General features: G+C 57.7%; 13 protein-coding genes. 6 read left to right on the top strand and 7 right to left on the bottom strand.

The genetic code is table 11. The features are described from left to right. Nucleotides 1-373 precede the first annotated feature (373 nt). The 6 genes from hemP (at nt 374) to CKK19_RS21320 (ending at nt 6,264) form a co-directional block, all read left to right on the top strand. Complete coding sequence (hemP, locus tag CKK19_RS21345; protein WP_022647850.1) at nt 374-562, top strand: hemin uptake protein HemP; 189 nt, start codon at nt 374-376, stop codon at nt 560-562. A 76-nt stretch (nt 563-638) separates the two neighbouring features. Then, nucleotides 639-2,621 (top strand): TonB-dependent hemoglobin/transferrin/lactoferrin family receptor, encoded by a 1,983-nt coding sequence (locus CKK19_RS21340; protein ID WP_058647201.1) that lies wholly within the window; start codon nt 639-641, stop codon nt 2,619-2,621. A 35-nt stretch (nt 2,622-2,656) separates the two neighbouring features. Beyond that, the gene (gene chuS, locus CKK19_RS21335) at nt 2,657-3,685 is read left to right on the top strand and encodes a hematinate-forming heme oxygenase ChuS (RefSeq protein ID WP_038417025.1); all 1,029 of its coding nucleotides are present in this window, start codon (nt 2,657-2,659) and stop codon (nt 3,683-3,685) included. After that, a complete protein-coding gene (locus tag CKK19_RS21330; protein WP_023299914.1) occupies nt 3,682-4,500 on the top strand; it encodes a heme/hemin ABC transporter substrate-binding protein in 819 nt (272 codons plus the stop codon). Before chuS ends, CKK19_RS21330 begins: the two co-directional genes overlap by 4 nt. Then, a complete protein-coding gene (locus tag CKK19_RS21325; protein WP_023299913.1) occupies nt 4,500-5,492 on the top strand; it encodes a FecCD family ABC transporter permease in 993 nt (330 codons plus the stop codon). The genes CKK19_RS21330 and CKK19_RS21325 overlap by 1 nt, the downstream gene beginning before the upstream one ends. After that, nucleotides 5,485-6,264 carry a heme ABC transporter ATP-binding protein gene (locus CKK19_RS21320; RefSeq protein WP_063854330.1) on the top strand — a complete coding sequence of 260 codons (780 nt, stop codon included), beginning with the start codon at nt 5,485-5,487 and terminating at the stop codon, nt 6,262-6,264. Before CKK19_RS21325 ends, CKK19_RS21320 begins: the two co-directional genes overlap by 8 nt. Here CKK19_RS21320 and selO read toward each other — a convergent pair. The 7 genes from selO to ihfA form a co-directional block, all read right to left on the bottom strand. After that, nucleotides 6,261-7,703: a protein adenylyltransferase SelO gene (gene selO, locus CKK19_RS21315; protein WP_063854329.1), complete on the bottom strand. Its 1,443-nt coding sequence runs from the start codon at nt 7,701-7,703 to the stop codon at nt 6,261-6,263. The genes CKK19_RS21320 and selO overlap by 4 nt on opposite strands. A 61-nt stretch (nt 7,704-7,764) precedes the next feature. After that, complete coding sequence (locus CKK19_RS21310) at nt 7,765-8,478, bottom strand: EAL domain-containing protein (RefSeq protein ID WP_022647843.1); 714 nt, start codon at nt 8,476-8,478, stop codon at nt 7,765-7,767. Nucleotides 8,479-8,770: 292 nt separating this feature from the next. Then, on the bottom strand, nt 8,771-9,235 hold the full coding sequence (locus CKK19_RS21305) for an NlpC/P60 family protein (RefSeq protein ID WP_015570730.1): 465 nt from the start codon (nt 9,233-9,235) through the stop codon (nt 8,771-8,773). A gap of 72 nt (nt 9,236-9,307) precedes the next feature. Continuing rightward, entirely contained in the window at nt 9,308-10,063 is a 756-nt protein-coding gene (btuD, locus tag CKK19_RS21300) for a vitamin B12 ABC transporter ATP-binding protein BtuD (RefSeq protein ID WP_063854328.1), read from the bottom strand. Next, a complete protein-coding gene (locus CKK19_RS21295; RefSeq protein WP_022647840.1) occupies nt 10,063-10,614 on the bottom strand; it encodes a glutathione peroxidase in 552 nt (183 codons plus the stop codon). Before CKK19_RS21295 ends, btuD begins: the two co-directional genes overlap by 1 nt. Before the next feature lie 33 nt (nt 10,615-10,647). Next, the gene (btuC, locus tag CKK19_RS21290) at nt 10,648-11,628 is read right to left on the bottom strand and encodes a vitamin B12 ABC transporter permease BtuC (protein WP_063854327.1); all 981 of its coding nucleotides are present in this window, start codon (nt 11,626-11,628) and stop codon (nt 10,648-10,650) included. Between the two features lie 103 nt (nt 11,629-11,731). Further along, nucleotides 11,732-12,031 carry an integration host factor subunit alpha gene (ihfA, locus tag CKK19_RS21285; protein ID WP_003857805.1) on the bottom strand — a complete coding sequence of 100 codons (300 nt, stop codon included), beginning with the start codon at nt 12,029-12,031 and terminating at the stop codon, nt 11,732-11,734. Nucleotide 12,032 lies beyond the last annotated feature (1 nt).

Genomic DNA, 12,032 nt, shown 5'->3' with positions numbered 1-12,032 from the left:
GGCACCGCGAAGCGGCGATTTACCGCCGGGAGCCCGGGTTGCCAGGGTGGTGGCGACTGAGCCACCCTGGCACGTTCACCGGTCATGTCGTTACAGAGTAGCAAGGAACATAAAGTGAACGGAATGACCACCACCGCCGTATGTTCCCCTCACCCTAACCCTCTCCCCGGAGGGGCGAGGGGATTGCTCAGTGCTCGCATTAATTTGTGGGGAACCCTCAGCCCCATGGGAGAGGGTCGGGGTGAGGGCATCAGACCGCACCTCTCCCCCAAATTTGATCCCGTCACACAATTTTCATAAAAACGCTTGCCGTGAATTTGCAGTTTATTGATAATGATTATCATTGTTACATTGATTGTTATTTATAAACATTATGTCACCGACCGATAACAGCGCAGCAACACCAGTAAAAACACACACAGCGCCGTCCCCTGCTCCCACAGATCGCCGAATCGACAGCAAAAGCCTGTTGGGTGAGGAGGGACGGGTCATTATCGAGCATGACGGCCAGCACTACCTGCTGCGCCAGACCAATGCCGGAAAACTGATCCTGACTAAATAATCCAGACAACACATTCGCCAGCCACCCAGGTGATCCCCAGGCAGCCAGCGCTTTTCAATTCTTATGGAGAGTTGCTATGCCACACCTGCAATCCGCGTCTTTACGCCCGTCTCTTCTGGCGCTGGCAATTGTCAGCACCCTGCCGGGCGTTGCGTTTGCCGCCACAGACGATATCACCGTTACCGCCACCGGCAACGCCCGCAGCGCCTTCGAAGCCCCCATGATGGTAAGCGTGATTGACGCCACCGCGCCGGAAAACCAGACCGCCAGCTCCGCCGCCGACCTGCTGCGCAAGGTGCCCGGCCTGACGCTGGACGGCACCGGGCGCACCAACGGTCAGGACGTTAACCTGCGCGGTTACGACCGACGTGGCGTGCTGGTGCTGGTGGATGGCGTACGCCAGGGCACCGATACCGGACACCTGAACAGCACGTTCCTCGATCCGGCGCTGATCAAACGTATCGAAGTGGTACGTGGCCCTTCCGCCTTGCTGTACGGCAGCGGCGCGCTGGGCGGCGTAATTTCATATGACACCGTCGACGCCAGCGATCTGCTGGACGCAGGTAAAAATAGCGGCTATCGCGTATTTGCTACCGGTGCAACAGGCGATCACAGCATCGGGATGGGCGCCAGCGCCTATGGCCGCACCGATACCCTGGACGGTGTGGTCTCCTGGTCCAGTCGCGATCGCGGCGACATTCGCCAGAGTGACGGCGCGAGGGCGCCAAACGACGAATCCATCAACAATATGCTGGCGAAAGGCAGCTGGAAAATTGATCCGGCTCAGACGCTGAGCGGCTCCCTGCGCTACTACAACAACGACGCGCAGGAGCCGAAAAATCCGCAGACCACGGATGCCAGCAGCAGTAACCCGATGACCGATCGTTCCACCATTCAGCGCGATGCCCAGCTTGGCTACCGCATTGCGCCAGCCGGAAACGACTGGCTGAACGCCGATGCGAAAATTTACTGGTCCGAAGCGCGGATCAACGCCCAGAACATCGACGCCAGCGGCGAGTTCCGTAAGCAGACCACCAAAGGCGGCAAAGTGGAAAACCGCACCCGCCTGTTCAGCGACTCCTTCGCCTCGCACCTGCTGACCTACGGCGGGGAATACTACCGTCAGGAGCAACACCCTGGCGGCGCGACCACCGGCTTCCCGGACGCTAAAATCGACTTCAGCTCCGGCTGGTTGCAGGATGAGATCACCCTGCGCGACCTGCCGGTAACGCTTCTCGGCGGGACGCGTTACGACAACTACCGCGGCAGCAGCGACGGTTACGACGACGTGGATGCGGATAAATGGTCATCACGCGCCGGGTTAACCGTGAGTCCAACCGACTGGCTGATGCTCTTCGGCTCTTACGCCCAGGCCTTCCGCGCGCCAACGATGGGCGAGATGTATAACGACTCAAAGCACTTCTCTATCGGCAGCTTCTACACTAACTACTGGGTGCCGAACCCGAACCTGCGTCCGGAGACCAACGAAACCCAGGAGTTCGGTTTTGGGCTGCGTTTTGACGATCTGCTACTCGCCAACGACGCGCTGGAGTTCAAAGCCAGCTACTTCGACACCAAAGCGAAAGATTACATCTCTACCACCGTCGATTTTGCGGCGGCCACTACCATGTCCTATAACGTACCAAATGCCAAAATCTGGGGCTGGGACATGATGGCGACCTACTCGACCAGCCTGTTCAACCTCGACGTGGCCTACAACCGCACGCGCGGGAAAGATACCGACACGGGTGAATATATCTCCAGCATCAACCCGGACACCGTCACCAGCAAGCTGGATATACCGGTGGCGCAAAGCGGCTTCTCCGTGGGCTGGATCGGCACCTTCGTCGAACGTTCAACGCACATCAGCAGCAGCTACAGCGAGCAGCCTGGCTACGCAGTAAATGATTTCTACGTCAGTTATAAAGGCCAGCAGCAGTTCAAAGGCATCACCACCACCCTCGTGCTGGGGAACGCCTTCGACAAAGCCTACTGGTCACCGCAGGGCATCCCGCAGGATGGCCGCAACGGCAAGATCTTCGTCAGTTATCAATGGTAATTCCCTTCGGGGCAACGATTCAGAAGGATAAGATTATGGGTCACTACACACGCTGGCTTGAGCTTAAAGAAGAACATCCGGGTAAGTACGCCCGTGATATCGCCGGATTAATGCACATCAGCGAAGCAGAGCTGGCATTTGCGCGCGTTGGACACGACGCCTGGCGGCTGCGCGGTGAAATCCGCGAGATTCTGGCAGCGCTGGAGTCCGTGGGGGAAACCAAATGCATCTGCCGTAACGAATACGCCGTTCACGAACAGGTTGGAGCGTTTACTCACCAGCACCTCGGCGGTCATGCCGGGCTGGTGCTGAATCCGCGCGCGCTGGATCTGCGTTTGTTCCTCAACCAGTGGGCGAGCGCGTTTCACATTAGCGAAACGACCTCCCGCGGCGAACGTCAGAGCATTCAGTTCTTCGATCATCAGGGCGACGCTTTACTGAAGGTCTACACCACGGATCACACCGACGTTGCCGCCTGGGGCGACGTCCTGACCCGTTTTATCATTGCCGATAACCCCGCTCTGGCGCTGAAGGCTGTCGAAGCCCCCGCGCATTCCGACGGTGCAGATGCAGGCTCGGTGGAGAAAGAGTGGCGCGCCATGACCGACGTGCATCAATTCTTTAGCTTATTGAAGCGCCATAACCTGAGCCGCCAGCAGGCGTTTCGTCTGGTGAGTGACGATCTGGCCTGTAAGGTGGATAACAGCGCGCTGGCACAACTGCTGGAGAGGGCGCAACAGGACGGAAACGAAATCATGATCTTCGTCGGCAACCGCGGTTGCGTGCAGATCTTCACCGGTGTGGTGGAAAAACTGACGCCCATGAAGGGCTGGCTGAACATCTTCAACCCAACCTTTACCCTGCATCTGCTGGAGGAGACTATCGCGGAGACGTGGGTTACGCGTAAGCCCACGGCAGACGGACACGTTACCAGCCTGGAGCTGTTTGCTGCGGATGGAACTCAGATCGCCCAGCTCTACGGGCAGCGTACCGAAGGCGAGCCGGAGCAGAGCCAGTGGCGCCGCCAGATTGACGCTCTGACGCCAGAAGGGCTGGCCGCATGAAAAACTGGTTTGCCCTGCTCTGCGCCCTGCCGCTGGTCGCCGTCGCCGCGCCGGAGAGAATTGTCGCCCTCGGCGGCGACGTGACGGAGATCGTCTACGCCCTCGGCGCGGAGTCTTCTCTGGTTGCGCGCGACAGTACCAGCCAGTGGCCGCAGGTGACAAACGCGCTGCCTGACGTGGGGTATCTCCGCCAGCTGAATGCGGAGGGAATTCTGTCCGTACGCCCGACGCTGGTGCTGGCAAGCGACCAGGCGCAACCCTCTCTGGCGCTGAAACAGGTTGAACAGAGCCACGTCCGGGTGGTTACCGTTCCCGGCACGCCTGACCTGCGCACGATTGACGAAAAAGTGCGGGTGATAGCTCAGGCGACGCATCATGAGGTGCAAGGGGAAACCCTGCGCAACTCGCTGCGTCAGGCGCTGGCGGCTCTGCCCTCAACACCGCTCAACAAGCGGGTGCTGTTTATCCTCAGCCACGGCGGAATGACCGCAATGGCGGCCGGGCAACAGACCGGCGCGGATGCGGCAATACGCGCCGCCGGGTTGCAGAACGCCATGCAGGGCTTTACCCGCTATCAGCCGCTCTCCCAGGAGGGGGTAATGGCCAGCCAGCCGGATCTGGTGGTGATTTCGCAGGACGGCCTTAACGCGCTGGGCGGCGAACAAAATCTGTGGAAACTGCCCGGTCTGGCGCAAACGCCAGCGGGGCGAAGCAAGCAGGTGCTGGCTATTGATGACATGGCCCTGCTGGGCTTCAGCGTCCGCACGCCGAAAGCCATACAACAGTTGCGTGCCAGAGCGGAGCAACTGCCCTGATGTCCCGGCGCATCACGTTATCGTTATGGCTTCTGGCGGGGTTGCTTACCGTCATGACGTTCATGGCTACCGGTTTTGGGGCGTTACGCCTGCCGGTGAACGTGCTGTGGAGCGGCAGCGATGAGACGCTACGCCAGATCTGGCTCACCATCCGTCTGCCCCGCGTGCTGCTGGCGCTGGTGATTGGCGGGTCGCTGGCGCTCGCCGGCTGCGTCATGCAGGGGCTGTTCCGCAATCCGCTGGCCGACCCGGGCCTGCTCGGGATCAGCAGCGGTGCGGCGCTGGCCGTCGCCCTGTGGGTGGTGCTCCCGCTCTCGCTGCCCGCGCTGGTGATGCTTTATGCCCCGATGCTGGCGGCATTTTTTGGGGCGCTGGCAGCCACAGGCGTGATCTTCCTGCTCAGCAAGCAGCGTGACACCTCTCTGTCACGTCTGTTGCTGGTGGGTATAGCCATCAATGCCCTGTGCGGTGCGGCAGTGGGTGTGCTTTCGTGGGTCAGCAATGACGCCCAGTTGCGTCAGCTTTCACTCTGGGGAATGGGAAGTCTCGGTCAGGCGCAGTGGTCAACGCTGCTCGCCGTGATCTCGCTGATGGTGCCTGCCGCTCTGGCGATCTGGCGTTGTGCCAGCGCGTTAAATTTACTGCAACTGGGTGAAGAGGAAGCGCATTACCTCGGCGTGGACGTTGCCCTTGTACAGCGAATATTACTGTTATGCAGCGCTCTGCTGGTCGCTGCGGCTGTCGCCGTCAGCGGCGTGATTGGCTTTGTCGGACTTGTGGTGCCGCACCTGATGCGCATGTGGCTGGGCGCCGATCACCGGGCAACCCTCCCCGGCACGGTTCTCGCGGGCGCTTTTCTGCTGCTGGTGGCGGATACGGTAGCCCGCACTCTGGTCGCCCCGGCAGAAATGCCGGTCGGGTTGCTCACCAGCATCCTTGGCGCCCCCTGGTTCTTATGGCTCATTTTTCGTCGTGGAGAACAGCATGGCTGAACGTTATACGGCTGAAAATCTGACTTTTACCCGGTCTGGCCGCACGCTGACAGATAACGTTTCGCTGACACTGTCGAAGGGAGAGCTGGTTACATTGATCGGTCCCAACGGCGCGGGGAAATCCACGCTGCTGCGACTGCTGACCGGCTACCTGAAACCCGACAGCGGCGGCTGTTCGCTGGCGGGGAAAGCGCTGGATGAATGGCACCCGGAGACGCTGTCCCGCTATCGGGCAGTGATGCGTCAGCATACTCAGCCTGGATTTGACTGGCTGGTGGAGGAGATCGTTGGAATGGGGCGTGCTCCCTGGTCGCGTCAACCTGAACCGACGATTGTGCGTGAGGTGATGCAGCTGGCCGGTTGCCTGCCGCTGGCTGGCAGACGTTACCATTCCCTCTCGGGTGGCGAGCAGCAGCGCATCCAGCTCGCCCGCGCGCTGGCGCAGCTGTGGCGTGAGGGAACGCCGCGCGGCTGGCTGTTTCTCGACGAACCCACTTCAGCGCTGGATCTCTACCACCAGCAGCATCTGCTGCGCCTGTTGAAATCGCTGACCCGGCTGGGTCATCTTCACGTCTGCGTGGTGCTGCACGATCTTAATCTCGCCGCGTTATGGTCGGACCGGATCCTGCTGTTACACAACGGCAGGATTGTTTCTCAGGGCATACCGGAGACGGTATTGCAGGCCGACGCGCTGGCGCGCTGGTACGGTGCGCAGGTGCACGTCGGCAGACATCCGGCGCACGCCGCGCCGCAGGTTTTTCTCGCCCCTTAGCTTGAGCAGCTCACTTCCAGTCGCTTGCCCCAGTCCGGCGGGCGGCTGACATAGTCATCCTCCCGGTCGGCAAACGGCGTGCGCAGGGCGATATGCAGCCGATGCAGCTCGGCATAATCCCCCTGCTCTGCCTGCTCAATAGCCCGCTGCGCCAGCCAGTTGCGCAACACCATCGCCGGGTTAACCGCCTTCATCCGCGCCTGGCGGGTATCGTCATCAATCTGTTCCTGCTGTAAACGCGCCCGGTAAGTGGCAAACCAGTCATCAAACGCCTGTCGATCGATGAACTCGTCACGCAGCGGTGAAGTGGCGCTCTGCTGCGCAGTCTGGCTCAGCATACGGAAGGTTCGGGTATAGTCGCTGCCTTCACGCGCCATGATGGCAAACAGCCCATTCAGCAGCGCGTTATCGCCTTTTTCCTGCGTCATCAGCCCCAGCTTGTTGCGCATTAACACACCATATTCCCGCAGCAAGACCTCCTGATAGGTGTCGAGCGCATCGTTCAGGGCATCGACGTCGATAAACGGCGACAGGCTTTGCGCAAGCCGCTGAAGGTTCCACAGCCCCACCGCAGGCTGGTTGTCGAAACGGTAACGCCCCTGATAGTCCGAATGGTTACAGATGTAACCCGGTTGATAGTCATCAAGGAAGCCGTACGGACCGTAGTCAAACGTCAGCCCTAACAGGGACATGTTGTCGGTATTCATCACCCCGTGGGCAAAGCCGACGGCCTGCCAGCGGGCAATCATTGAGGCGGTGCGCGCGACAATATCACGGAACCAGAGAACATAGCGGTCCGGTTCGTTTTGCAGGTGCGGCCAGTGACGTCGAAGGGCGTAATCGGCAAGCTGGCGGACTTTATCCGGCTCGCGGTGATAGTAGAAGTGTTCAAAATGGCCGAAACGCAGATGGCTTTCCGCCACGCGGATCAGCATCGCCCCCTGCTCTATCGTCTCGCGGGCCACCGGCGTGTCGCTGGTGACAATGGACAGCGCGCGTGAGGTGGGGATCCCCAGTGCATGCATCGCCTCGGAAGCCAGACTTTCACGAATGGTTGAACGCAGCACCGCGCGGCCATCCCCCATGCGTGAGTACGGTGTTAACCCTGCCCCTTTCAGGTGCCAGTCGAGCGTTTCGCCATTCGGCAGAACCTGTTCACCCAGCAGGATGCCGCGACCATCGCCGAGCTGTCCCGCCCAGACGCCAAACTGATGTCCGCTGTAGACCTGAGCCAGAGGCTTCATGCCCGGAAGCAGCGTTTCGCCGCCCCAGACACCGGCGCCCTTTTCTGGCTGAAAAAATGTCGAAGGGATGCCAAGCGAATCCGCTAATGCATCGTTATGCCAGATAAGACGCGCGTTCTGTAAAGGCGTGGGCTTAAGCGCGGTGTAAAAGCCGGGTAATTCATCGTGCCAGTGAGCAGTAAAAGACAGGTTCATAAGTCCTCCTGCTTTAAGTGTAGAGGGTTTCCCTTGACGTAAACACGGGCGAAGAAAGGGGTTATTGCTGAACGAGGGTCGTTACGCGTTCTGCCGGGACGGCAGGCCACAGGGTTCCCTGCATTGCGCCAAAATTGAAGGGCAGCACGCGTTGTAAGATGCCGTGATCGTCAATTCCCGAGACCATGACCGACTGACAATGCGGCGCGATCTGCCAGAGGATGGCGCGCATAAATGGCTCGAAAGAGAGCGCCGAGACGCGCTGATGAATAAAGTTTTTATCCAGAATCACCCGTTTGAACAGACCATCATACACCGGTTTAAGGGATGCAGCCCCTGCACCAAAGTTAGCCAGCACTAAGGGGAAATGGATCGCCATTCTTGCAAGCGTCAGATCGTCTTTCCCGTTATTTAAACCTGGATAGTTCTCATTAACAGTAAACTCAAGAAACGGATAACGATCAAGGATTGAAACAGCGTTCTCATTAGTTAATAAAAACTCAACAATTGCAGGTGTAATATTGATCCATGCAATTAACTGATGCTGAATAAAAAATAGCTTACAGGTATCGAGTAATTGCAGTTTTTCCTGAAACAGCACTAATTCATCTTCCTGAGAAAGATGAGGGATAACCAGTTCAGTCGGGATTCGTACGTCCGTACCCACGCCAGTAAAGTTAACCAAAATCTCTAAACCTTTAAGCAAACCTGCACTATCACGCGCCGGAAGGAGTAAAAGTTCAGACTGGTAAGCATTATCTAGCGTAATAATCATCGCCCTTGTCCTGCATTAAAGATGAGAGAGAACATCCTGGAGCAATTGCAGGCACAATTCCACTGTCTTGATTTTAATAAGATTAATTTCATTCTTTCCGTATTAATTTTCAGATTTTTCCCTGAATCTAAAATAATCTTATCCTGGTTATTGAATAATAGCCAGTTTTAGATAAAACAGGCACATGCTGACAAAAATAAGTGGGCAAAAATTTTACTTTAATCCACCCGCAAGAAAAGCCTGACGTCTATTTTCACCGCCAGGCCCTCCGCACTGCATCTTTATGCAGCGGTTAAATACGCCTGGCCTGCCAGAAATTTTTACGCCAGTAAACATTATCGAGAGAGGAGCGCATCACGCCGCGGCTGGTCGAGGCATGAATGAACTGATTATCGGTGTCATAAATGCCGACATGAAGGCCGCTTTCACCGGAACCTGTTTTAAAAAAGACCAGATCGCCGGGCAGGAGCTCGTCTTTATCAATTTCAGTGCCGATTTTCGCCTGCATACGCGTTTCACGCGGAAGCTGTAGGTCAAATTTATCGCGGAAAGTCATCAGCACAAATCCCGAGCAATCCACCCCGCCCCGGCTCATCCCGCCGTAGCGATAAGGGGTGCCGCGCCAGTTGCTGAGCTGATCGTTCAGGCTGGCAATGACCGTAATGGAGTCAGAAAGCCGTGGGTTAGGCGGAGGTGCACGATGGCTACTGCATCCTGCAAGAAATAGCGCCGCAACAAGGAGAAACCAGAATCGCATTTCAGACGAATCCTCTGCTTTTTTTGTTCTTTCGGTAATTTAGCGTGCATCTATGCGGCTGTGCAAGAAAGGTTATTCCTGCGCCGTGGAAATGAGCATCTTGTGGCCTTCAATATCCAGCCTCCGGAACGACATGTGGTAAGCACTCGCAAGATTGGGGGCCGTCAGCACGCTGTCGCGCGTTCCGCTGGCAATCAGTTTGCCACGCGCCAGCAACCACACCCGATGCGCGTGGCGCAACGTATGGTTTAAATCATGGCTGCTCATCACAATGGCGATGCCCTTGCGACACAGCGCGCTGAGCAGAGTATCCAGCGCTGCCTGCTGGGCAACGTCCAATCCGCTCATCGGCTCGTCCAGCAGCAGCAACCGCCCGTGAGGATTTCCCACCGGATGAACCTGAAGGATGACGGCGGCCAGACGCACGCGCTGCCATTCGCCACCGGAAAGCTGGCTGGCCTGTCGGGTGAGCTTATCGTCTAACCCGAGCACCGCAGCAACGTCATGGAGCAATGCTACCTGATTTTTATCAGGCAGGTGCAGCGTCAGGTAGTGCCAGACGGGCATTGCAAAGGGCGGAACCTGCTGCTGAACCAGATAGCTTCGACGGGAGGCAAGTGTAGAGGGTAGCCAGTTGACGAGCGATTGCCCGAGAAAGGTAATCTCCCCTTCCCCGCGGGTCAGCCCCGCCATGCGCGCCAGCAGCGTGCTTTTTCCGGCGCCGTTAGGCCCAACCAGGTGAAGGATTTCACCTGCGTTGACTGCGGCGGTAACAGGCTCAAGACGTCCCTTCCCGGCAACGCCTGTGAGCTGCATCAGCAGCGTCATTATTTCGCCAGCGCCAGTTTGATTGATTCCATCACGATAGGATCTTCAGGCGTCATGTCAGGCGAGAAACGCTGCACGACCTGACCGTCACGGCCAATCAGGAATTTTTCGAAGTTCCACAGAATATCGTCCGGATAGAGCGGCGCGCGACCTTTGCTCGCCATACGCTCATAGAAACCACTCTCTTCAGGCGCAACGGCGGTCGGCGCCGCAGCCACCAGTTTGGCATACAGCGGATGACGATTGTCCCCGTTCACATCAATTTTGCTGAACATCGGGAACGTCACACCATAGGTTGTGCTGCAAAAGGTCTTAATCTCCTCTTCGCTGCCCGGCTCCTGGCCCAGGAACTGGTTGCACGGGAAGCCGAGTACGGTAAAGCCGTCTTTTTCCCAGGCTTTATGAATGTTTTCCAGCTGTTCATACTGCGGCGTAAGGCCACATTTCGATGCCACGTTCACGATGAGCAGTACCTTGCCCTTGTAGCCTTCCAGCGTGGTTTTCTCGCCGTCAATGGTAGTCACTTCGGTATTCAGAATATCAGACTGCATAGCATTCCCTCAGGTTGACTTACAGGTTGTGTTTTAACGTCCAGCTTTTAATAGTAGCCAGATAAAGACCGGTGCGCCCAGCGTTGCGGTCACCACGCCTATCGGCAACTCAGCGGCCGTCAGCGCAAGCCGGGCGATAATATCGGCAATCAGCAGCGTTGCCGCCCCGGCAACCGCCGAGGCAGGAAGCAGGGTTCGGTGGTCCGTAATACCGCACAGGCGCAGCATATGCGGGATCACCAGCCCAATAAAGCCAATCGCCCCCGCCAGCGCCACGCTTACGCCCACCATCCAGCCGATAGCGATAACCAGCACGTTGCGCCAGAAGCCAATCGGCATCCCGAGCTGGCGAGCAGACATTTCGCCCAGCGCGAGAATATTAAGCGGCTGCGCCTGGAACGCCGTCCACAGGATGACCGGGATCAGGAGCACCATCAGCCACCCCTGACGCCAGTCAACGCCACCAAATCCCCCCATCATCCAGTACATTAACTGGCGCAGATCGAAAGAGGTGGAGAAGTAGACGGCCCATGTCATCAGCGCGCTACAGATGATCCCCAACGCTACCCCGGCAAGCAGCAGCCGGCTGGTGGATAAATGGCGACGAGCAAAGCGCAGAAGGATAAGGGTTATCAACAGCGCGCCAAGGATGGCGCTGAGGCTAATCCCCCAGGCGGAGAGCTCGCCTCCCCCCAGCATCACGGCGGCGATAAGCCCGACGCCTGCGCCATTCGACACCCCGAGAAGTCCGGGTTCCGCCAGAGGGTTTTCAAATAATGCCTGCATGATCGTGCCGCACAGCGCCAGCGCAGCGCCGACTAAAAGCACAGCCAGCGTCCGTGGCAGGCGGATCTGCCAGACAAAGAGCTGTCCCTCAGGCGTAAACCAGCTTTCCGGTCCCAGCCACCGATCGCCCGCACACAGGCTGACGGTGGTGGCGACAATCATCAGCACCCCGAGCAGACACAGGCGGCGGAGATCGGAGCGGTGCTGAAGACGGGCAAGATCAAGCATAGACGATAGGTTATCCGGTTGAGATATCATTGATTTTACGGCGGGTTTAGCAAATAGCGCAAAGAAAAAAGGCCGCGTGAGCGGCCTTTTTAGTTAGTTCATATTACTCTGCTTTGGGCGTTGCGTTTTCGACACGGCTTTTTAACTTCTGTCCGGGTCTGAAGGTCACCACGCGGCGGGCTGTAATGGGAATATCTTCCCCCGTCTTCGGGTTACGGCCCGGACGTTGGTTTTTGTCTCGCAAATCAAAATTGCCAAAGCCGGAGAGTTTAACCTGCTCACCATTTTCCAGAGCACGACGGATCTCTTCGAAAAACAGCTCTACCAGCTCTTTGGCATCCCGTTTGCTAAGCCCAAGCTTATCAAACAGATATTCTGACATTTCAGCTTTTGTAAGCGCCATA

Source organism: Enterobacter sp. CCUG 70166, from assembly GCF_020224095.1.
GTDB classification, from domain to species: domain Bacteria; phylum Pseudomonadota; class Gammaproteobacteria; order Enterobacterales; family Enterobacteriaceae; genus Enterobacter; species Enterobacter intestinihominis.
The sequence above is the reverse complement of the archived record's forward strand: the minus strand, read 5'-3'. Positions and strand labels throughout refer to the sequence as shown.